The 22,515-nt window shown below is 32.3% G+C and carries 24 protein-coding genes and 1 pseudogene; 20 read left to right on the top strand and 5 right to left on the bottom strand.

The annotated features are described in order from the left end of the window. Nucleotides 1–59: 59 nt before the first annotated feature. The 3 genes from EL082_RS09190 (at nt 60) to EL082_RS09180 (ending at nt 2,946) form a co-directional block, all read left to right on the top strand. On the top strand, nt 60–1,379 hold the full coding sequence (locus tag EL082_RS09190; protein WP_002466666.1) for a bifunctional metallophosphatase/5'-nucleotidase: 1,320 nt from the start codon (nt 60–62) through the stop codon (nt 1,377–1,379). A gap of 84 nt (nt 1,380–1,463) precedes the next feature. Then, the gene (lipA, locus tag EL082_RS09185; protein ID WP_002466676.1) at nt 1,464–2,381 is read left to right on the top strand and encodes a lipoyl synthase; all 918 of its coding nucleotides are present in this window, start codon (nt 1,464–1,466) and stop codon (nt 2,379–2,381) included. A 190-nt stretch (nt 2,382–2,571) separates the two neighbouring features. Next, nucleotides 2,572–2,946: a YutD family protein gene (locus EL082_RS09180; RefSeq protein WP_002466674.1), complete on the top strand. Its 375-nt coding sequence runs from the start codon at nt 2,572–2,574 to the stop codon at nt 2,944–2,946. Nucleotides 2,947–3,020: 74 nt separating this feature from the next. Here the strand turns inward: EL082_RS09180 and EL082_RS09175 are convergent, their stop codons facing one another. Beyond that, the gene (locus tag EL082_RS09175) at nt 3,021–3,287 is read right to left on the bottom strand and encodes a DUF3055 domain-containing protein (protein ID WP_002466670.1); all 267 of its coding nucleotides are present in this window, start codon (nt 3,285–3,287) and stop codon (nt 3,021–3,023) included. 105 nt (nt 3,288–3,392) lie between these two features. Between EL082_RS09175 and EL082_RS09170 the strand changes: the two genes are divergently transcribed. From EL082_RS09170 to dltD, 8 genes and pseudogenes are all read left to right on the top strand, one after another. Beyond that, nucleotides 3,393–3,824 carry a DUF86 domain-containing protein gene (locus EL082_RS09170; RefSeq protein ID WP_002466677.1) on the top strand — a complete coding sequence of 144 codons (432 nt, stop codon included), beginning with the start codon at nt 3,393–3,395 and terminating at the stop codon, nt 3,822–3,824. A 2-nt stretch (nt 3,825–3,826) separates the two neighbouring features. Continuing rightward, the gene (locus EL082_RS09165) at nt 3,827–4,606 is read left to right on the top strand and encodes a TIGR01457 family HAD-type hydrolase (RefSeq protein WP_015365240.1); all 780 of its coding nucleotides are present in this window, start codon (nt 3,827–3,829) and stop codon (nt 4,604–4,606) included. Between the two features lie 23 nt (nt 4,607–4,629). Then, a pseudogene (locus EL082_RS09160) lies at nt 4,630–5,592 on the top strand (2-hydroxyacid dehydrogenase). Between the two features lie 357 nt (nt 5,593–5,949). Continuing rightward, the gene (locus EL082_RS09155; RefSeq protein WP_002466673.1) at nt 5,950–6,102 is read left to right on the top strand and encodes a teichoic acid D-Ala incorporation-associated protein DltX; all 153 of its coding nucleotides are present in this window, start codon (nt 5,950–5,952) and stop codon (nt 6,100–6,102) included. 14 nt (nt 6,103–6,116) lie between these two features. Then, the gene (gene dltA / locus EL082_RS09150; RefSeq protein WP_002466683.1) at nt 6,117–7,574 is read left to right on the top strand and encodes a D-alanine--poly(phosphoribitol) ligase subunit DltA; all 1,458 of its coding nucleotides are present in this window, start codon (nt 6,117–6,119) and stop codon (nt 7,572–7,574) included. Continuing rightward, a complete protein-coding gene (gene dltB, locus EL082_RS09145; RefSeq protein ID WP_002466671.1) occupies nt 7,571–8,785 on the top strand; it encodes a D-alanyl-lipoteichoic acid biosynthesis protein DltB in 1,215 nt (404 codons plus the stop codon). The genes dltA and dltB overlap by 4 nt, the downstream gene beginning before the upstream one ends. A 17-nt stretch (nt 8,786–8,802) precedes the next feature. Beyond that, the gene (gene dltC / locus EL082_RS09140; protein ID WP_002433359.1) at nt 8,803–9,039 is read left to right on the top strand and encodes a D-alanine--poly(phosphoribitol) ligase subunit 2; all 237 of its coding nucleotides are present in this window, start codon (nt 8,803–8,805) and stop codon (nt 9,037–9,039) included. Continuing rightward, entirely contained in the window at nt 9,036–10,235 is a 1,200-nt protein-coding gene (gene dltD / locus EL082_RS09135; RefSeq protein WP_049415337.1) for a D-alanyl-lipoteichoic acid biosynthesis protein DltD, read from the top strand. Before dltC ends, dltD begins: the two co-directional genes overlap by 4 nt. A 64-nt stretch (nt 10,236–10,299) precedes the next feature. Here dltD and EL082_RS09130 read toward each other — a convergent pair whose 3' ends face one another. After that, complete coding sequence (locus EL082_RS09130) at nt 10,300–11,292, bottom strand: YeiH family protein (RefSeq protein WP_002466669.1); 993 nt, start codon at nt 11,290–11,292, stop codon at nt 10,300–10,302. A gap of 122 nt (nt 11,293–11,414) precedes the next feature. On the opposite strand from EL082_RS09130, the gene EL082_RS09125 reads away from it, so the two are divergent. Further along, entirely contained in the window at nt 11,415–12,251 is an 837-nt protein-coding gene (locus EL082_RS09125; RefSeq protein ID WP_002466684.1) for a LysR family transcriptional regulator, read from the top strand. A 111-nt stretch (nt 12,252–12,362) separates the two neighbouring features. Here the strand turns inward: EL082_RS09125 and EL082_RS09120 are convergent, their stop codons facing one another. After that, on the bottom strand, nt 12,363–12,605 hold the full coding sequence (locus tag EL082_RS09120) for a NifU family protein (RefSeq protein ID WP_002433501.1): 243 nt from the start codon (nt 12,603–12,605) through the stop codon (nt 12,363–12,365). 99 nt (nt 12,606–12,704) lie between these two features. Here EL082_RS09120 and EL082_RS09115 point away from each other — a divergent pair, with 99 nt between their 5' ends. Beyond that, a complete protein-coding gene (locus tag EL082_RS09115) occupies nt 12,705–13,019 on the top strand; it encodes a YuzD family protein (protein WP_002466665.1) in 315 nt (104 codons plus the stop codon). A gap of 80 nt (nt 13,020–13,099) precedes the next feature. Here the strand turns inward: EL082_RS09115 and EL082_RS09110 are convergent, their stop codons facing one another. After that, the gene (locus tag EL082_RS09110; RefSeq protein ID WP_015365237.1) at nt 13,100–14,164 is read right to left on the bottom strand and encodes an NAD(P)/FAD-dependent oxidoreductase; all 1,065 of its coding nucleotides are present in this window, start codon (nt 14,162–14,164) and stop codon (nt 13,100–13,102) included. Nucleotides 14,165–14,493: 329 nt separating this feature from the next. Here EL082_RS09110 and EL082_RS09105 point away from each other — a divergent pair, with 329 nt between their 5' ends. From EL082_RS09105 to EL082_RS09080, 6 genes are all read left to right on the top strand, one after another. After that, nucleotides 14,494–14,739, top strand: coding sequence for a YuzB family protein (locus EL082_RS09105; RefSeq protein ID WP_002466668.1), 246 nt, complete (start codon nt 14,494–14,496; stop codon nt 14,737–14,739). Nucleotides 14,740–14,751: 12 nt separating this feature from the next. After that, nucleotides 14,752–15,111 carry a HesB/IscA family protein gene (locus EL082_RS09100; RefSeq protein WP_049415342.1) on the top strand — a complete coding sequence of 120 codons (360 nt, stop codon included), beginning with the start codon at nt 14,752–14,754 and terminating at the stop codon, nt 15,109–15,111. Between the two features lie 262 nt (nt 15,112–15,373). Beyond that, nucleotides 15,374–16,582, top strand: coding sequence for an NAD(P)/FAD-dependent oxidoreductase (locus EL082_RS09095; RefSeq protein ID WP_002450823.1), 1,209 nt, complete (start codon nt 15,374–15,376; stop codon nt 16,580–16,582). 160 nt (nt 16,583–16,742) lie between these two features. Beyond that, on the top strand, nt 16,743–18,224 hold the full coding sequence (locus tag EL082_RS09090) for a leucyl aminopeptidase family protein (RefSeq protein WP_002467046.1): 1,482 nt from the start codon (nt 16,743–16,745) through the stop codon (nt 18,222–18,224). 155 nt (nt 18,225–18,379) lie between these two features. After that, nucleotides 18,380–19,696, top strand: coding sequence for a Na+/H+ antiporter family protein (locus EL082_RS09085; protein ID WP_002467043.1), 1,317 nt, complete (start codon nt 18,380–18,382; stop codon nt 19,694–19,696). Between the two features lie 21 nt (nt 19,697–19,717). Then, on the top strand, nt 19,718–20,092 hold the full coding sequence (locus EL082_RS09080) for a PaaI family thioesterase (protein ID WP_049415345.1): 375 nt from the start codon (nt 19,718–19,720) through the stop codon (nt 20,090–20,092). A 44-nt stretch (nt 20,093–20,136) separates the two neighbouring features. Here the strand turns inward: EL082_RS09080 and EL082_RS09075 are convergent, their stop codons facing one another. Continuing rightward, nucleotides 20,137–21,297, bottom strand: coding sequence for an NAD(P)-binding domain-containing protein (locus EL082_RS09075; RefSeq protein WP_103286260.1), 1,161 nt, complete (start codon nt 21,295–21,297; stop codon nt 20,137–20,139). A 216-nt stretch (nt 21,298–21,513) separates the two neighbouring features. Between EL082_RS09075 and bioB the strand changes: the two genes are divergently transcribed. After that, nucleotides 21,514–22,491 (top strand): biotin synthase BioB, encoded by a 978-nt coding sequence (gene bioB, locus EL082_RS09070; protein WP_015365234.1) that lies wholly within the window; start codon nt 21,514–21,516, stop codon nt 22,489–22,491. Nucleotides 22,492–22,515 lie beyond the last annotated feature (24 nt).

The raw sequence follows: 22,515 nt of genomic DNA, 5'->3' as shown, positions 1-22,515 counted from the left end.
ACGATACATGTTACATTATATAATGGCTTAACAAAACAACTTAAAAAGGGGGAAGCATTTTGAAGTTAACAATATACCATACTAATGATATTCATAGTCATTTAAACGAATATACACGTATTCAATCATATATGACAGAACATCGCTCAAAACTTCAACATCCCTCACTATATTTGGATATAGGTGATCATGTTGATTTATCAGCACCGATTACGCAAGCAACCCTAGGAAAGAAAAATATAGAATTATTAAATGAAGCTAAATGTGATATTGCAACAATAGGTAATAATGAAGGTATGACAATTTCGCATGAGGCATTACAAAATTTATATACAAATGCACAATTTGAAGTGATTTGTGCCAATGTATTTGATGAAGAGGGACATCTGCCTAACCGTATAGCATCATCATATATAAAAGAAATAGATGGTGTCCGCATATTATTTGTAGCTGCAACAGCACCATTCACACCATTTTATAGAGCTTTGGATTGGGTTGTTACAGATCCACTTGAATCCATCAAAGATGAAATAAAGGCTAACGACGGACATTATGATGTGTTAATTGTAATGAGTCATGTAGGCGTGTTTTTTGATGAGAAATTATGCCAAGAAATTCCTGAAATTGATTTAATTCTTGGTAGTCATACACATCATCATTTTGATCACGGTCAAATGAATAATGGTGTATTAATGGCAGCAGCTGGTAAATATGGACACTATTTGGGAGAAGTGAACTTAACAATTGAAGATAATAAGGTCACAAGTAAGACTGCGTGTTTGCATCCATTAGAAACCTTACCAGAAGTAAATACCAATTTTGATGAGGAAGGTAAGTCGATGATGAGTACGCCAGTTGTGAATCACCCGCTTAAGTTAGATAATAAAACAGATGTGATCACAAAAACGTCGTATTTATTAGCAGAAAGTGTCTATGAATTCACAAATGCGGATTGTACAATTATAAATGCAGGGTTAATTGTCAAAGGCATTGATGCGGATGAAATCACGGAATTCGATATTCATCGTATGTTACCTCATCCTATCAATGTTGTAAGAGTAAAATTGACTGGAGAAGAACTTAAAAAAGTTATTGTTAAAAGTCAAAAGCAAGAATATCTGCATGAGCATGCACAAGGTCTTGGTTTCCGAGGAGACATTTTTGGTGGATATATTTTATATCGATTAGGCTTTATAGAATCAGAAGGACGTTATTTTGTTGATGGAAAAGAAATACAAAATGATGAATATTATATTCTAGGAACAGTAGATATGTATACATTTGGTAGATATTTCCCATCGTTAAAAGGACTTCCAACAGAATATATCATGCCCGAATTTTTACGGGATATATTTAAACAAAAGTTACTAGAATTTTAAAATAACAATAGATTAGATTTTAATTTATGGTTAATTTCGTTATAATAAAATAGAGAGAGATTAAACAGGAGGGTATGCGTTGTTATGGCTACAAAAAATGAGGAAATACTACGAAAACCAGATTGGTTGAAAATAAAGCTGAACACGAACGAAAACTATACTGGCCTTAAGAAAATGATGCGTGAAAAGAATTTACACACTGTTTGCGAAGAAGCAAAGTGTCCAAATATACATGAGTGTTGGGGAGAAAGACGTACTGCTACATTTATGATTTTAGGAGCTGTATGTACACGTGCTTGTCGTTTCTGTGCTGTTAAAACTGGTTTGCCTAACGAATTAGACTTAAATGAACCAGAACGTGTTGCAGAATCAGTAGAATTAATGAACTTAAAACATGTTGTTATTACTGCGGTAGCGCGTGATGATTTACGTGATGCAGGTTCAAATGTGTATGCTGAAACAGTAAGAAAAGTTAGAGCAAGAAACCCATTCACTACAATTGAGATTTTACCGTCAGACATGGGCGGTGACTACGACGCGTTAGAAACGTTAATGGCTTCTAAACCAGATATCTTAAATCACAATATCGAAACAGTTCGTCGTTTGACACCTAGAGTTCGTGCTCGTGCAACATATGATCGTACATTAGAATTCTTACGTCGTTCTAAAGAATTACAACCAGATATTCCTACAAAATCAAGTTTAATGGTTGGCTTAGGGGAAACAATGGAAGAAATTTATGAAACAATGGATGATTTACGTGCCAATGATGTAGATATTTTAACTATAGGTCAATATTTACAACCTTCACGTAAACATTTAAAAGTTGAAAAATATTATACACCATTAGAATTTGGTAAAATGAGAAAAGTAGCTATGGAAAAAGGATTTAAACATTGTCAAGCAGGACCATTAGTACGTAGTTCTTATCATGCAGACGAACAAGTTAATGAAGCTGCAAAAGAAAAACAACGTCAAGGTGAAGAACAATTAAATAGCTAATCATAGTAATGACATTCATTAAATGAAGTTGAATGTTTTGATAGAACCACTTTTTTATGAGAATAAATGAAGTGGTTCTTGTTTTTTAATACTATCTATGCAGTATATGAAAGTGAGTAAAATTGAATATTATAGGTCAAAATTGTTAAAATAGAGACATAATCATTCGAGAAGTGGATTAGGTGAAAAAATGATAAAAGTAGAACAACAATATTTTGAATTAATAGAAGATTATAGAGCGTGTTTCGATGAAGAGATATTTGCCAATAGATATTCAGATATATTAGATAAATATGATTATGTCGTTGGAGACTTTGGATACGATCAATTACGTTTAAAAGGTTTCTATAAAGATACAAATAAAAAAGCTGAAATCAGTAAACGCTTCTCAAGTATTCAGGACTACTTATTGGAATATTGTAATTTTGGGTGTCCTTATTTTGTGGTTAAGCATTTATCTAATATCGAAGTAAAACAACGAATAGATGACCCGGCAATTATAGATCAAGAAGACAAATTACATGATGTCAAAATACAACCAACAATCCAAGATACTGAAAAATAATAATATAACTATAATCAAATTAATGATCTCCCTCTAAATACTCTAACGTAAGCAGAGGGAGATTTACTTTATTTTTATTGAATAACTTCATTAAGATATTCTATGATTTCATCGCCTTCTTCAGATGATACGCCAAGAATATGAGCGATATAACCTTCTTCTTCAATATCATCTGATCCTATGATACCAAATTTATTAGTCTGCATATTTAAGACAAGTGTTTTTCCATAATGACGATCTGTTTGTACTAACATCAAATCGTATCGACTATGTTCTCCAACAAAGCCCACAAATTGAACTTGGCTTTGTTCTTCATCATCATATAAGTACATATCAATCATTTTTTAAGACCCCTTTAATACGAAATTTACTAAAGTTAGTATAACGACAAATGAAGTGTACTGCAAAGTTGTGATATGATTAAGATAATAAGAGGTGACTAAGGAATGTATTTTGTAGACAAAGATAAACTTTCAGAAAAACTGAATTACTTACAACAATTAACGAATGATTATGAAACAAATAAAAAAAATCAATATGCATTTGAAAGAATTGCACAGATGTTAATCGAATCTTCAGTCGATATTGGCAATATGATTATTGATGGATTTATTTTAAGAGATCCAGGTAATTATAAAGATGTCATCGATATTTTAGAATTAGAAAACGTCATTTCAAAAGAGACACAAGAGCATATTAATCAAACTGTTGATGTTAGAAAGCAATTTGCACACAACTACATTCAACTAGATACTAAGGAAATTGAACCATTATTTGATCATGCATTACCATTTTATAAACAATTTATCGATGAGGTCGTGCAATTTTTAAATAATGAAAATGTTCCAATTACTGCATTTGGTAAAGGAGAGAATTAAGCGTGAAGCATTACAAGGCATATTTAATTGATTTAGATGGAACGATGTATAAAGGTACTGATGAAATTGATGGTGCAAGTCAATTTATTGATTATTTAAATCAAAATCAAATCCCTCATTTATATGTAACAAATAACTCAACAAAAACACCTGAACAGGTCGCAGCAAAATTACATGAAATGAACATTAATGCAACTGCAAATGAGGTGGTTACGTCTGCATTAGCAACTGCAGATTATATCTCAGAAAAATCACCAGGTGCTTCTGTATACATGTTAGGTGGAGAAGGTTTACATACTGCTCTAACTGAAGCTGGTCTTGTAGTTAAAGAAGATGAAAATGTAGATTATGTTGTCATTGGTTTAGATGAAAATGTAACATATGAAAAGCTTGCGATTGCAACACTTGCAGTAAGAAAAGGTGCAACATTTATTTCAACTAATCCAGATGTTTCAATACCAAAAGAACGTGGCTTTTTACCTGGTAATGGTGCGATAACAAGTGTTGTAACAGTTTCTACTGGTGTTCAACCACAATTCATCGGTAAACCGGAAACAATTATCATGGAAAAATCATTAGATATATTACAACTTGATAAACAGGATGTAGCCATGGTTGGTGATTTATATGACACGGATATTATGTCAGGTATCAATGTTGGTATTGATACGATACATGTACAAACAGGTGTAACAACATTTGATGAAATTCAAACAAAAGATGTGCCACCAACATATTCATTTAAAGATTTAAATGAAACTATTAGTGCATTAGAAAAATAAATTTATATAGAGGAGATTTTATATTGAATAAAATTGTCGTATCTCGTCAAATTCCTCAAAAATTCATAACACAATTAGAAGACATTGCAGAGGTAGTTGTCTGGAATGAATCATTAATACCTATGCCGAGAGATCAATTTTTAGCAGAATTACAAGATGCTGTAGCATGCTTTATAACATTAAGTGAAACAATAGATGAAACGTGTCTAGCGAATGCGCCACATTTAAAAATAATTGCAAATATGGCGGTAGGATATGATAATATTGACGTTAATTTAGCTAATCAAAAAGGTATCACAGTTACTAATACGCCGGAAGTACTTACTGAGACAACTGCAGAACTAGGTTTCACATTAATGTTGGCAACTGCACGTCGTATCGTTGAAGCTGAGAAATATGTTCAAGAAGGTCAATGGAAAAGTTGGGGACCATATTTATTATCAGGTAAAGATGTATATGGTTCAACAGTTGGTATATTCGGAATGGGAGACATTGGAAAAGCATTTGCCAAACGTTTAAAAGGATTCGATACTAACGTCCTTTATCATAATCGTTCGAGACATGAAGATGCAGAGCGTGATTATAATGCAACATTTGTATTCTTTGAAGAACTATTATAGAAAAGTGATTTTGTTGTTTGTACTGCGCCATTGACGGACGAAACTAAATATAAATTCAATGCCGAAGCTTTTGCAAAAATGAAAGCAGATGCCATTTTTATCAATATCGGTAGAGGTGCAATTGTGAATGAAAATGATTTAGTACATGCATTGAATACTGGGCAAATCTTGGCATGTGGATTAGATGTGTTAGAGCAAGAGCCAATTGAAGAGCAACACCCACTACTTAAAATGCCTAATGTAGTGATTGTCCCACATATTGGAAGTGCGTCAGAATATACGCGAGACCGCATGGTACAATTGTGTGTAGATAATATTAAAGCGGTTCTTAATAACGAACCAGCCATAACGCCTGTATCAAGTTAAATAACTTAGAACAAAGCTTGTTTACTAATTACGTAAAGTAAATAAGCTTTTTTGATTGAATTTTTGTTAATCTAACAATTTTGTTATATGGTCTGTAATTGTTTAATTCACGCTTAAGATTTAGAATAATAATATTCAGTAAATAATTACTCATGCATAAGAGGTATATCAAGACATTGGTATAAACAGATAAGCGTTCAATGTTTAAAAATTGTTTTGAATTTCAGCCGAAGAATGAGTATAATGAATTATAAAAATAAAATATAAATAATTAATTATATATCAGAGCTATTTAAAGAGACTATGGATACTTAATAGCTTGAAATAAAGATATTTAAATTTTAGGAGAGGTGCCAAATGAAATCTAAAGGTAAGGAACCTACGAATAAGTATTACCTAGCAATGAAGCCGTACCTTTTAACATTGTTATATTTAGCAATATTTATCGCACTATATTTAATTTATGGAAGCGGAGATACACAGAATAACTTCATTTATAATGAATTTTAATGAGGGAGAAAACTATGACAGATATTATTAATATTCTCAGTCAATTAAGTAAACAACAACCAGAAGCAATTGCAGTAAGACATACGACTGATGAAATCACTTATAAACAACTAGATGAATTTTCTAGTAAACTTGCACATCAACTACAAGGCAGTCGACAACCTATGATTCTATTTGGACATATGTCACCATTCATGATTGTAGGTATGATTGGTGCAATTAAAGCAGGATGTGGATATGTACCTATCGATACGTCAGTGCCAGAAGAACGTGTGAAGATGATTATCGATAAAGTACAACCTGAATATATCTTTAATACGACTGATTACACATTAGATCAACATAACGCTCAAGTTATCACAATTGAAAACGTTGAGAATTCACAAGATCCTGTAATTTTTGATAGCCAAATGAAGGCGAATGACGTTGTATATACAATCTTTACATCAGGTTCTACAGGCGAACCTAAAGGTGTACAAATTGAATATGCAAGTTTAGTTGAATTTGCAGAATGGATGGATTCATTGAATAAATCTGGCAATGGCCAGGAGTGGTTAAACCAAGCACCATTTTCATTTGATTTATCAGTAATGGCTATTTATCCATGTTTAGTTTCAGGTGGTACATTAAACCTAGTTGATAAAGATATGATTAATAAACCTAAATTATTAAATGATATGTTACAAGCGACACCGATTAACATTTGGGTTTCTACACCATCATTTATTGAAATGTGTTTATTATTACCGACTTTAAATGAGGAACAATATGGTAGTTTGAATCATTTCTTCTTCTGTGGAGAAATTTTAGGACATAGAACTGCTAAAGCATTAGTAGACCGTTTCCCTAATGGAACGATTTATAATACGTATGGGCCTACAGAAGCTACAGTTGCAGTGACTAGTATTCAAATTACACCAGAGGTACTAGAACAATATAATCCACTTCCAGTAGGTGTGGCTAGACCAGGTACTAAATTGACGACAACTGAAGATGGCGAATTAGTTATTCAAGGTCAAAGCGTCAGTGTTGGTTATTTAAAAAACGAAGAAAAAACAGTGGCTGTGTTTAATTTTGAGGACAGAGTAAGAACTTACCATACAGGTGATAAAGCAAAAGAAGAAAATGGTTTATGGTTCATACAAGGTCGTATCGACTTCCAAATCAAATTAAACGGTTATCGCATGGAATTAGAAGAAATAGAGTCACAATTACGTGATTCTGACTTAATCCGAGAAGCGATTGTAGTGCCAGTTTATAAAAATGATAAAGTTATTCATTTAATTGGTGCTGTCGTATCAACAGAAGAAGTTGAAGATGAGAGACAAATGACTAAAGCTATTAAAGACGAATTGAAATCGCGCTTACCAGAGTACATGATTCCGAGAAAGTTTGTTTGGATGGAGCAGTTACCACTGACATCTAATGGTAAACTTGACCGTAAGAAGATTGCTGAGGTAGTTAACGGATGATACCTTATGGCACATTTACATTCTTCCTAATATCATTTATCGTACTTATTCCTGTTATTATTCTTGGCTTTTTAGGTAAGCGAAGCTATATATATAACGGTATTAGTACAGCAATTATGATTGTACTTATCTTTTCTTCAGATAAGCATAATTTGTTTGGACAAAAGTACCTAAGCGTACAGTTAATAAGTTTTATCATATATATTATTTGGCAAGTTGGCCTAATCATGTTTTATTATAAATCTAGACAGAAAAATAACACATTTGCAAAATTTGTAACTATCATGATTCTGTCTATATTACCTTTAGCATTAGTTAAAGTATTACAAAGTACATGGCTAGGTGGCCACCAAATTCATTTCCATGAAAGTAAATTAATTGAGTTTGTAGGATTCCTTGGAATATCTTATGTTACATTTAAAAGTGTTCAATTAATTATGGAAATTCGTGATGGGTCTATTAAAGAGATTAAAGTGGGTAAATTAATCCAGTTTATTTCATTCTTCCCAACTATTTCTTCTGGACCAATTGACAGATATAAACGATTTGTTAAAGATGATAAAAAGGTTCCAACTGGTGGGGAATATAGAGAATTAGTATTAAAAGCAATCCACATGATTATGATAGGCTTTTTATATAAATATATTATTGCCTATTTCATTCAAGTATATGCAATTAATCCATTACAAATGAATTTACATGGATTCACACATATGTGGTTATATATGTATGCATATAGCTTTTATCTATTCTTTGACTTTGCAGGTTATAGTTTATTTGCTATAGCGCTTAGTTATTTATATGGAATTAAAACACCACCTAACTTTAATAAACCATTCCAATCCAAAAATATTAAAGACTTCTGGAATAGATGGCACATGACATTATCATTCTGGTTTAGAGACTGTATTTATATGAGATCTTTATTTTATATGTCTCGTAAAAAGATGTTTAAGAGTCAATTAGCAATGTCCAATATTGCATTCTTCCTTAATTTCTTTATTATGGGGATTTGGCACGGTTTAGAAGTTTACTATATTGTATATGGTTTATACCATGCAGCACTATTTATAGGTTATGGTTATTATGAAAAATGGAGAAAACAACATCCTCCACGTTGGCAAAATAAATGGACTACAGCATTAAGTGTTGTGATTACTTTCCATTTTGTTGCGTTTGGCTTTTTAATTTTCTCAGGTAAATTTATTTAATAAAGGAGTAATTAATTATGGAATTTAGAGATCAAGTATTAGATTTATTAGCAGAGGTTGCAGAAAACGATATCGTAAAAGAGAACCCTGATGTAGAAATTTTCGAAGAAGGTATTATTGATTCTTTCCAAACTGTAGGTTTATTATTAGAAATTCAAAATAAATTAGATATCGAAGTATCAATTATGGACTTTGACCGTGATGAGTGGGCTACACCAAATAAAATTGTGGAAGCATTAGAAGAACTACGATGAAATTAAAACCTTTTTTACCAATTCTAATTAGTGGCGTTATTTTTATCATATTCGTCCTGTTACCAGCACAGTTGTTTACAGGATTAATATCTGATAAAACGCTTGCTAATAATAGAATTTCATTAACAGATCAAGTATTAAAAGGCACGCTCATTCAAAATCAACTTTATAAGTCAGATAAATACTATCCTATTTATGGTTCTAGTGAATTAGGTAAAGATGATCCATTCAATCCAGCAATTGCATTGAATAAACATAATTCTGACAAAAATGTATTTCTATTAGGTACTGGTGGATCAACAGATTTGATTAATGCAGTGGAACTTGCGTCTCAATATGATAATTTAAAAGGTAAAAAATTAACTTTTATTATCTCACCACAATGGTTTACTAATCATGGATTAACTAACCAAAACTTTGATGTACGTATGTCACAAACACAAATTAACCAAATGTTTAATCAAAAGGATATGCCGGAAGATTTGAAACAACGTTTTGCTAAACGTTTGTTACAATTCCCACATGTTCATAATAAAGATTATTTAAAACAAGTTGCGAAAGATCCGAATCATGTATCTGGGAATTACATCTCAGCATTTAAAGAAAATCAATTAATTAAGATTGAAGCAATTAAATCATTATTCTCTTTCACTAAACCACCATTGTCTCATGTTGATCCTGTAACAGATGAAAAAGCATCATGGAGTCAAATGAGAAATAAAGCAGAAGAAATCGGTAAAGATAATACGAAATCTAATCAATATCATATTAGAGATCCATATTGGAAATTAATCAAAGAAAATAAACGTAAAATCAAACGTGATTATGAATTTAACGTTAACTCTCCTGAGTTCCAAGACTTAAAATTACTCGTTCAAACAATGAATAAAGCTGGCGCAGATGTGCAGTATGTAAGCATTCCTTCGAATGGTAAATGGTACGATCATATTGGTATTGATAGTGATAGACGTCAAGCAGTCTATAAAAAAATACATTCTACTGTCGTTGATAATGGCGGTAAAATATATGATATGTCAGATAAAGACTATGAAAAATATGTTATTAGCGATGCTGTTCATATAGGATGGAAAGGTTGGGTCTATGTTGACCAACAAATTGCCAAACATATGAACGATGACAAACAACCTAAAGTTGATCACAAAGATAAACATAAGCATCAAGAAGATAACAAATAATAATAAACGCCTTTCAAGTATCAATGATGATAAATATCATCATAAATATCTTGAAAGGCGTTTTTTAGAATAAGTTTTGAGTGACAAAGTAACTTATGATCGATAAGCAAATAGATACGATAATAATAATGAATAAGGGTTTTAATGCTCTAGATTTTAAATCTTTAAAAGAAACATTTAATCCAAGTGCTACCATCGCCATTAGTAAGAAGATATTGGTTATGATTTCTAATACTTTTATTAGAATTGATGGAAGTGGAATATATGTATTAATTAATGCCATTACAATAAAACCAATTAAAAAATAAGGGAAATCGATACGATGTGATTGTTCGCTATCCTTATTTTTATATTTAACGCACAGTATAAAAATGATAATCACAGGTATTAGTAGAAATACCCGTCCTAATTTAGCTAATAAAGCAATTTTTAATGAATCAATACCAGCATAATTTCCGGCTAAAACAACTTGAGCAATTTCATGTAAACTTGTACCAGACCAAATACCAAAATGGATAGATGACATATGAACAATTGAATAGATTAAAGTATAAAATAATGAAAAGACAGTGCCGACTAATGCGATAATACCAACACTAATGGCAATATCTTTATCCTTAGATTTTATTACAGGTGCAATAGCCGCTATAGCTGCTGCCCCACAAATACCAGTACCGACACCTAATAGAGTAGTAATTGACGTCTCAGCTTTAAACAAACGACTTAAGGCATATGTCATAACAATGCTAAAGATGATTATTCCTGCATCCATTATTAACAGTGGGCCACTATGTCCTAAGATTTCATCGATATTCAACTTGAGACCGTAAAAGACGATAGCAATTTTCAATAGGCGTTTAGATGAAAATGTTATACCAACTTTGTATTGATCTGGATAACCTTTAAAGTGGCGGTATAATATTGCAATAAGTATTGCAATAGATAAGCTACCGACATGTGTGAGTATAGGTAATTTAGATAAAGCAAGACTTAACATCGCAATGCCAAATGTAAATAAGATACCCATGATAAAATTTTTATGCTTCTGTTGAATCATATGACGTTCCTCCCATACGAGAAAGTTTAGCATTGCAATGTTATAACGTTAAATAAATCTTTGATATAGTATATATAACGAAAACGATATGATGAAAATGGAATTTTAAAAGGGGAATATCTATGGATCCATATAAAGTATTAATAGAAGTTGTTAAGACATCGAATTTTACAAAGGCAGCAGAGCGTCTGTACACCTCACAGCCATCTATTAGCCGTGACATTAAACGACTTGAAACTATGTATAATGTTAAAATTTTTGAATTTACTAGACCATCTATCCGCCTAACATCAGATGGAGAGAAGATTTTAAAATATGCACTGCAACGTGAAAATATAGAGCAGGAACTTTGGCAAAATTTAAAGAATGATAGAAAAGAAGTAGCGGGTGAACTATCTTTAGGCAGTAGTTATACATATGGTGAGCAATATTTATCACAAAAATTAATAGAAATGGCTAACCAATATCCAGAATTACATGTAAATGCTTATTTAACCAATTCAGATACGGTATTAAATAATGTTAAACACAACGTTGTAGACATTGGAATTGTAGAAAGAGAAATTCAAGACAATACCATTGATTTAGCATGCATAGCACAAGATGAAATGGTGTTAATTTACAATCAAAAAGTAGGCTTTAATGAGAAACAAATTTGCTTTGTTCGAGAACAAGGATCAGGTACAAGAATTTATCAAGAAATTGGGCTAACTAACTTATCATTACATCCATATTTAGTGGAAATTAATAGTAATCAAGTTATCGTTGATATGGTAAAAGCTGGAAAGGGATTTACTGTGATTTCTAAATCTGTATTAGACGAAGAACATCATAATGTTTTAGGTGCTGTTAAGTTAGACGTCTTTCGAAATTTTTATCTCATAAAGCATAAAGATAAATATCAAGATAATAATTTAAATGCTTTGATTGAATTATTTCAATGTCGATATGAAGAATAAACAATGCAAAATAATACAAAAATACCCATCAATGGATTAATCATCCGTTGATGGGATAAAACGAAATCAATCATTTTATATTATATCTTTATATTTCACTAACGAAAAACATTAGAATACTTGTTCAACTTCGATAACGCCAGGTACTTCTTCGTGTAACGCACGTTCAATACCAGCTTTTAATGTTATTGTTGAGCTCGGGCAAGTACCACAAGCACCATGTAATTGTAATTTAACGATGCCGTCTTCAACATCAACTAACGTACAGTCGCCACCATCACGTAATAAAAATGGACGTAAACGTTCTATTACTTCAGCTACTTGATCAAACATTGTCGCATTCTCAGTAGGCATGAGATATGTCTCCTTTCAAGTAAATTATTTCATTATCATTATTAGTACATTATAATAGATTAAGAAAGAAAAATCTATAAATCAAAACGAGGGATTTCAATGACTAAAGTAAGTGTTGTTGTTTATGGGGCAGATGTGGTATGTGCGAGTTGTGTGAATGCACCGACATCAAAAGATACATTTGAATGGATACAACCATTATTAAAAAGAAAATTTCCACAACATCATTTTGAATTTACTTATATTGATATTGAAAAGGATACAGAAAATTTAACAGATCACGATCAACAATTTATTGAACGTATTCAAGAAGATGAATTATTTTATCCTTTGATCACAATGAACGATGAATATGTAGCAGATGGTTATATTCAAACGAAGAAGATTACTCAATTTGTAGATCAACATTTTTAAATATGGAAAGATATCATAGGATATTAAAAATAGGGACGGTGAAACCAATTGAAATGATTTCACTGTCCCTTGTGTTTATTTTAGCCATTATGATATTTATATAACCACAGGACACCTGATTTTAAGATAGAAGCGAGACGTCCCGTAACAGTTCTATCCATAATATATGCAAATCCTTGTTTATCACCTAGAGAGCCTAAGAAACCTTGTACTTTAAGTTCTGGCATTTTTTCAGGTAATGGTTCATTATTCCATTGCTTTTTCATGACGTCAGCGATTTGTTCACCTTGTAATTCTGCTAATTGAGCACTAGGCGCATGTGGTAAATCTGCACAGTCTCCAACAACATAAACATTTGGATAAGTAGGAATTTGGTGATACTGATTTAAAATGACACGGCCGTTATTGTTGATATCTATAGGTAAGTTTCTTACTACTTCAACTGGTTGAATACCAGCAGTCCAAACGACTAAATCGACATTTTCAGGAACACCATTATTAAAGATTTGTCCAGGTTCAACTTTATCAATGACTGAGTTTGGCACTACAGTAACATCGTGTTTAGAGAACCATTTTGAAATATAGTTACTAAGTTTTTCCGGGAAATTTCGTAATATTCGTGGGCCACGATCGTATAGTAATATTTCTAAATCTGCACGACTTTCACGTAATTCACTAGCTAATTCAATACCACTCAACCCAGCACCAACAATAGCAACTTTAGCACCTTTAGGTAATTCACTAATACTATGAAAAGTATCACGTGCCTTCGAAAGGGTTTGAATACTGTGTGTATGCGTATCTGCACCTGGAACGTTATGATATTTATCTTCACAACCTAAGCCGATAACTAACTCATCATAATCCACTTTTGAATTGCCAACTGAGATGATTTGCTCATCTAAATTAATATCATTAATTTCCCCATAAACTGTATTGATATTAGCATCATTTGGAAATGACATACGTACATCTTTATCTGATTTTGTACCAGCAGCTAGTGCATAAAATTCTGGTTTTAAACCATGGAATGGCATACGGTCAATAAGAGTTAACCTGTATCCTTCTGGTAATGCATTAGGCAATATACGAGACATAATACGCATATTACCGTAACCCCCGCCTAATAAAACAATGTTTTTCATTTTAGTATACCCCTTTATCCTAAAAAATCATGTTATAAATAAGAGCATTAATTTCAATATTGCCCTTCAGACTAATGTCATATTAAGCATTTTTGCCCAAAAAAATGATGGAAATGAACAAAACTTTAACCATCTTATCTTATATGACTATGTATTTATATGATTATTATATCGGTTTTTCAAATTGACTACAAATATATATCGAATTAAATAGAATAAATTGTTTTATTAGCAAATTTTTCTATTTTTAACATTTTAAGCTCAATGATAGTCATATTAACTTGTTGTTTGTTATAATATTATAACTATTGTAATAGAGAGGGTGTCGTATGTTTCCGTTAGTTGAATTCTGCATTTCCAATATGGCTAAAGGTGGAGATGTAGTTTATGAAAAGTTAGAAAATGATCCCGATGTAGATGTATTAGAATACGGATGCTTACAAAATTGTGGTATATGCTCCGACGGCTTGTATGCACTGGTCGATGGTGATATTGTTGAAGGAGATACACCGGACGATTTGTTAAATAATATATATAAACATATAGAAGAAAATGATTTTACGAATTTATTATAGGAGGTTATGGCAATGCAAACAGTTATTTTAACTGAAGCGGCAGCATATGAAGTAAAAGATATGTTAGAAAGTAATGATATGCCTGATGGTTATCTTAAAATTAAAGTCAATGGTGGTGGATGCACAGGATTGACTTATGGTATGTCAGCAGAAGCTGAACCATGTGAAAACGATGAAGTATTAGAATTCTTTGGTTTGAAAGTATTAGTAGATAAACATGATGCCCCAGTGTTAAACGGTACTACAATCGATTTTAAACAATCACTAATGGGTGGCGGATTCCAAATTGATAATCCAAATGCTATTGCTTCATGTGGTTGCGGTAGTTCATTTAGAACTGCAAAAGTTGCAGGTAATCCAGAAGATTGCTAGGCGATATGACGGTTTTAATCCAATAAATTAAATTTTTCACAAAGTAGACTATTGTCGCTTGAAAATATTGTGTAAAAGCTATAGAATTAAACTTGGATTAAATATTGTCTTTTCTGTGAACTTCACGAGATATAGCTTAAAGAAAAAAGACGTAATAATTACTGTGTTGACGTGGTTAAAAAGCAAGACTTTAATTAAAGTTCGTGTATTTTTAAGTATGTTACACTGGAGTTAAAATATTATGAAAGCTTAGGTGAAAACAATGGCTCAAGAACGTAAAAAAGTATTAGTTTTAGGTGCGGGTTATGCAGGTTTACAAACTGTTACTAAATTACAAAAAGAACTTTCTGCAGAAGAAGCGGAAATCACTCTAATTAACAAAAATGATTATCATTACGAAGCAACTTGGTTACATGAAGCTTCAGCAGGTACAATTAATTATGAAGATTTATTATACCCAGTTGAAAGTGTATTGAAAAAAGACAAAGTGAACTTCGTAACTGCGGAAGTTACTAAAATCGACCGTAATGCTAAAAAAGTAGAAACTGACAAAGGCATCTATGATTTCGATATCTTAGTTGTAGCATTAGGATTTGTTAGTGAAACATTTGGTATTGACGGAATGAAAGATCACGCTTTCCAAATTGAAAATGTTTTAACTACGCGTCAATTATCTCGTCATATCGAAGATAAATTCGCTAATTATGCAGCTTCTAAAGAGAAAGACGACAAAGATTTATCAATCTTAGTTGGTGGTGCTGGATTTACTGGTATCGAATTCTTAGGTGAATTAACTGATCGAATTCCTGAATTATGTAGCAAATATGGTATTGACCAAAACAAAGTGAAAATCACTTGTGTTGAAGCAGCACCTAAAATGTTACCAATGTTCTCAGATGACTTAGTTAACCATGCTGTAAACTACCTAGAAAACCGTGGCGTAGAATTTAAAATTGCTACACCAATCGTTGCTTGTAACGAAAAAGGTTTCGTAGTAGAAGTAAATGGTGAAAAACAACAATTAGAAGCAGGTACATCAGTATGGACTGCAGGTGTACGTGGTAGCCACTTAATGGAAGAATCATTTGAAGGCGTTAAACGTGGCCGTATTGTAACTAATCAAGACCTTACTATTGCAGGTCATGATGATATCTTTGTTATCGGTGATGTTTCTGCATTCATCCCAGCTGGTGAAGAACGTCCATTACCAACAACAGCTCAAATCGCAATGCAACAAGGTGAACATGTTGCTAAAAACATCAAACATATCTTAAATGGCGAAGCTAAAGAAGAATTTGAATATGTTGATCGTGGTACAGTATGTTCATTAGGTTCTCATGATGGTGTAGGTATTGTTTACGGTAAAGATATTACTGGTAAAAAAGCTGCATTCATGAAGAAAGTTATCGACACTCGTGCCGTATTTAAAATCGGTGGCGTAGGTCTTGCATTCAAAAAAGGTAAATTCTAACTTTTTATGATAAATGAAGCCTCCTTACTTAAAAGTTTGGAGGCTTTTTTGTATGCTTATATATAAATAATAGTTTTTACGACTATATAAAGAGTGGCTTTAAAGAGTATCACTTATAAAGGTAGTTGATTTGAATTAGTTATCAAAAGGAGATCGTATTATGAATATACATATTAATTCTACTAATCAAGATGACATGCAAACATTAATTATTGGTGTTCCTGAACATATGAATCAATTAAAAGATATTGTGTATCATGAACAATCATTAATAGATGACTTAAATGTATTAAAGAAAAATCATATTATACAGGGGGCAATTGGAAAACTAGCGACGTCAATAATCTATATTCAACAACAACCTAAACGTCTTGTTACTGTTGGATTAGGTAATGTTAAAGAATTAACTTATGCTGATTATTTAATCATTTGGGGAAATGTGTTTCAGTTTTTAAAACAAGAACATATCACAGAAGCAGAATTGTTACTAACCTCATTTTTAAGTCCACATATAGAAGAGGATGTAGTGACTAAAACGCTAGGTTTACAAAGTGAACAAGCCATTTATCAGTTTGACAATTATAAATCTGATAAGCGTGCACCTTATCAACCTGATTTATACGTAAATGTTGACCGTGACCTTGAGAAAATTGAAACTAACATACAAGAAGGTAGAACGATAGGAGAAGCAATTAATTTAGCGCGTGAATTTAGTCAAATACCTCCTAATCTATTAACACCACAATATTTTGCTGAGCTTGTCTTACAACGTTTTAAAGACTCATCTGTGAAGGTAGATATTAAAGATGGTCAGTCAATACAATCAGAAGGATTTGGATTGATACATGCAGTAGGAAAAGGATCAATGCACGAACCTAGAGTTATAACGATGCGATATGAAGGTGGTCGTAATAATGAGAAGCCAATTGTTTTAGTAGGAAAAGGTATTACCTATGACTCAGGTGGTTACAGTATTAAAAGTAAAACAGGAATGCAAACGATGAAATTTGATATGTGTGGCGCTGCAAATGTTGTTGCAATGATTGAGGTTGCTCGTCAATTAGCGTTACCCATTAATATTATAGGTATCATAGCTTCTGCTGAAAATATGATTAATGACAAGGCAATGAAGCCAGATGACGTTTATACCGCTTTAAGTGGTGAAACAGTTGAAGTACTCAATACAGATGCTGAAGGTCGTTTAGTATTAGGTGATGCTGTTGCATATGCAACTCAATTTCAGCCTCAAGTTATTTTAGATTTTGCTACATTAACAGGTGCAGCAATTGTAGCTCTGGGTGAAGATAAGGCAGCAGCGTTCGAATCAAATGCCAGAGAACAATTAAATACAATTTTAACCATTTCTAAAACTGTTGATGAACAAGTGTTTGAACTACCTATCACTAATACAGAAAGACAGTTAATTAAAAATAGTGATGTCGCCGACTTAGTCAACCATACAAATGGACAAGGTAAAGCCTTATTTGCCGCTTCATTTATTAGTCATTTTAGTGGTTCAGTGCCTCATTTGCACTTTGATATTGCAGGTCCGGCAACGACAAATAAAATGTCACATAAAGGTCCGAAAGGCCCAACAGGATATATGATTCCAACGATTGTTGAATGGTTAAAATCACTATAGTTATTAAAGGAAGCGCCTTAGCGCTTCCTTTTTTATTTTTTGAAAGGGTTATTTAAACCAGATTTCAATTTCGTATTGACTTTATAATATTGAGTTGCTATGATATTATGCATAAATACTTTAGTTCGATAGAGTAGTAAAGGATGGTTTTGCGTATGATTAATGCAGTAGTGATTGCTGTTATTTTAATGATTATTTTATGTTTATGTAGGTTGAATGTTGTCATTAGTTTATTTATCAGTGCTTTAGTTGGTGGTATGCTATCAGGCATGAGCCTTGAAAAAGTCATTAATATATTTGGTAAAAATATAGTTGATGGTGCTGAAGTCGCACTGAGTTATGCATTATTAGGGGGATTTGCTGCTTTAATTTCCTATAGTGGTATTACCGATTACTTAGTTGGTAAAATTATTAAGGCCATTCACTCTGAAAATAGTCGACTTTCAAGAATTAAAGTGAAAGTGATTATTATCATTGCGCTTTTAGCAATGAGTATTATGAGTCAGAACTTGATACCTGTACATATAGCATTTATTCCAATTGTAATACCGCCATTATTAAGTCTATTCAATGATTTAAATATGGATAGACGTTTGATTGGTTTAGTTATTGGATTTGGTTTATGTTGGCCATATGTATTACTACCATATGGATTTGGTCAAATATTCCACCAAATTATTCAAAGTGGGTTCCAAAAGGCGCACCATCCTATCGAATTTAATATGATTTGGAAAGCAATGCTTATTCCTTCAATGGGCTATATTGTAGGTCTGATTTTAGGACTAATATACTATCGTAAGCCTAGAAAGTATGAAGAAAGAAATATTAATGATAGAGCAACTGTTACTGAACTAAAACCATATATATTAGTCGTAACTGTCATTGCCATTTTAGCGACATTTATAGTACAAACATTAACAGATTCAATGATTTTTGGTGCCTTAGCAGGTGTACTTGTTTTCTTCGTATCACGTGCATATAGTTGGTATGAATTAGACGAGCAATTTGTCGATGGTATTAAAATCATGGCCTATATTGGAGTGGTTATTTTAACGGCCAATGGTTTTGCTGGTGTTATGAATGCTACTGGAGATATTGATAGTTTAGTTAAAAGTTTAACTAGTATCACTGGAGACCACAAGTTAATTAGTATTGTAGTGATGTACATTATCGGATTGATTGTGACGTTAGGCATAGGTTCTTCATTTGCAACTATACCGATTATCGCCTCATTGTTTATTCCATTTGGTGCATCTATTGGTTTAGATACAATGGCATTAATAGCGTTAATTGGTACAGCTAGTGCCTTAGGTGATTCAGGTTCACCTGCAAGTGATTCTACATTAGGACCTACGGCAGGATTAAATATGGATGGTCAACACGATCATATTAGAGATACTTGTATCCCAAACTTTTTATTCTACAATATCCCATTAATTATTTTTGGTACGATTGCAGCCATGGTATTATAGTATAAAAAGAGGAGTGTTAGGTTGACCAATTTATTAGAAACATTTGAAATGAATGTTGAAATTGAAGAAGAAGGTAAAGTTGTCATTTCAATGCCAGTAACAGATAAAGTGAAACAACCATTTGGTTATCTACATGGTGGCGCAAGTTTAGCTTTAGGTGAAACTGCATGCTCGTTAGCTGCAGCAAACTTAATTGATACTTCTAAATATATTCCATTAGGTTTAGAGATGAATGCCAATCATATTCATTCTGTTAAAGAAGGTAAAGTCATTGCAATTGCCACCATTATTCATCAAGGCAAATCAACACAAGTATGGAATATTGAAATTAAAGATGACAATAATCAGTTAATCAGTATAATGCGAGGAACAATGGCTATTAAAGCCTTGAAATAAATAAAAGCTACCGTTTCGTTTTGAAGCGGTAGCTTTTATTTATTTTATGATGCGAGTTGTTTTTGTAGACGAATAAATGCTTGGTAAATTCTTTCTGATGCCTCTCTACCACCCATAATGTTTCTACCAAAAGGCCCTAGTTCTAAATCAGCTAAGCCTCCTGCTACGAATAAATGAGGTAACCATTCTAGTTCATGTGTTATGTCTGGAAAACCACATTGCGTAATCGGGGCGTTGCATTGTAAAACTAAATCTTGAATCATAGGTTGTGACATTACAGTATTTTCAAAACCTGTAGCCAACAAGATATGATCATAATACATATTGCCATTTGACGTAATGATATGATGATTTTTAATATCTTCAATCTCATTTTTATGAATGATTAAACGACCTTGGCTCATCTTTTTCTTTAATCGTAGGTATAATTCATGAGGCATCGAACCTTTATGACGTTCTGTTTGTATAATACGCATTCGTTCTTCAGAAGAATCAATATTTAAGAATGTGTTCATATTCTTGGGACCTAACCATCCTGGATCAGCGTCAAAGTCATGAATTTCAATATCTTTATTAAGCCATAAATGTATTGTTTTACTGTCATCATTATTAATTAATTTTAGTACTAAATGCGCAGCAGATATACCACTACCTACAACATGAGATGTTTGTTGTTCTTTAATTTGTGATTCTTCTTCATCAAAAATATGTTGAATATCAGGTTGCTGTTGAAACATTTCTGGAATGTAGGCACGATGATTACAACCATGAGCAATAATTAAATACTGCGTTGACATTATTCGACCATCATTTAATTCTAATTCCCATTGTTGTTGATGATTGCGATGTATATGCTTTACTGAACCTCGTATATGACTTTCATTCAAGCGATATTGATGGATGAGTTCATGGGCATGATGCATGAACATATCGCGTTGAGGACGTTTATAAGGTCCATAAGTAGCACCTGTATACTGATTTAATTTAGCATATTGTTTTAAATGAAATGGTTTTGGGTGTATATGGTGTACAAAAGGTGATCTTAAAAAAGGCATACTAATACGATGTGTATAACTATTAAATTGTTCGCACAATGTACGATAAGGATCAATAATCGTTAAATCTTTAGCGTCTAAACCAGCCTGTCTTAATTTTAAAGCTATCGTTGTCCCTTGAATGCCACCACCAATAATTGTCCAATGCATACTATCAACTCTTTCCTAATTGTTATAAAACGTAATTATTTCGATTTATAAAATTGTAGCATATTCTCAGTATGAATACAATTTTCAAATAAAAGTGGTGTATGCCTCATTAAACTAAATGTAAACTTTAAATTGTGAAAAGTTTACATTATACTAAAATAAGTTGATGATTTTAGATATATTAAATGATTACTTTTTGTAGGAGGGGGATTTCTGATGACATTATCAGAACGAATTTTAAACAATGAGCATCTTTCTAAAGAAGAGTGGATACATATATTTGAAGATGAACATTTTGATACATTTGATTTATTACATGAAGCGTATAACATTAGAAAGCATTACTATGGGAAACGTGTTAAATTAAATATGATATTAAATGCTAAAAGTGGTATTTGTCCTGAAGACTGTGGCTATTGTGGTCAATCTAGAGAAATAAAGCAAAAACAAAGATATCGTTTGGTTGATAAAGAACAGATAAAAGATGGTGCCAATGTAGCGCAAGAACATCAAATTGGAACATATTGCATTGTGATGAGTGGCCGTGGTCCAAGTGATAAAGAAGTTACACATATTTGTGATACAGTAGAAGAAATTAAAAGTATCCATCCTCAATTAAAAATTTGTGCGTGTCTAGGATTAACAAATGAAGAACAAGCTGAACGGTTAAAAAATGCTGGTGTCGATCGTTATAATCATAACCTTAATACGAGCGAACGATACCACGACAATGTAGTGACAACGCATACGTATAGAGATCGTGTTAATACAGTTGAGATTATGAAACGACATCATATATCACCTTGTTCAGGTGTAATATGTGGTATGGGAGAATCAAATGAAGATATCATTGATATGGCCTTAGCATTAAAAAAGATTGATGCTGATAGTATACCTATTAATTTTTTACACCCGATTAAAGGTACTAAATTTGGAGATATGGATGAGTTAAATCCAATCAAGTGTTTAAGAATTATTGCGATGTTTAGATTAATCAATCCGTCTAAGGAAATAAGAATAGCAGGTGGACGAGAGGTGAATTTAAGGTCACTACAGCCCTTAGCCTTACAAGCTGCTAATTCAATTTTTGTTGGAGACTATTTAATTACTGGGGGACAACCCAATCAATTGGATTACGACATGTTAGAAGATTTAGGATTTGAAATAGATATAGTCAATAACGATAACTCATAAATTGATTACTAATAAAAAAGCCAA

This window comes from Staphylococcus warneri, from assembly GCF_900636385.1.
GTDB classification, from domain to species: domain Bacteria; phylum Bacillota; class Bacilli; order Staphylococcales; family Staphylococcaceae; genus Staphylococcus; species Staphylococcus warneri.
This window is presented reverse-complemented; position numbering and strand designations above follow the sequence as displayed.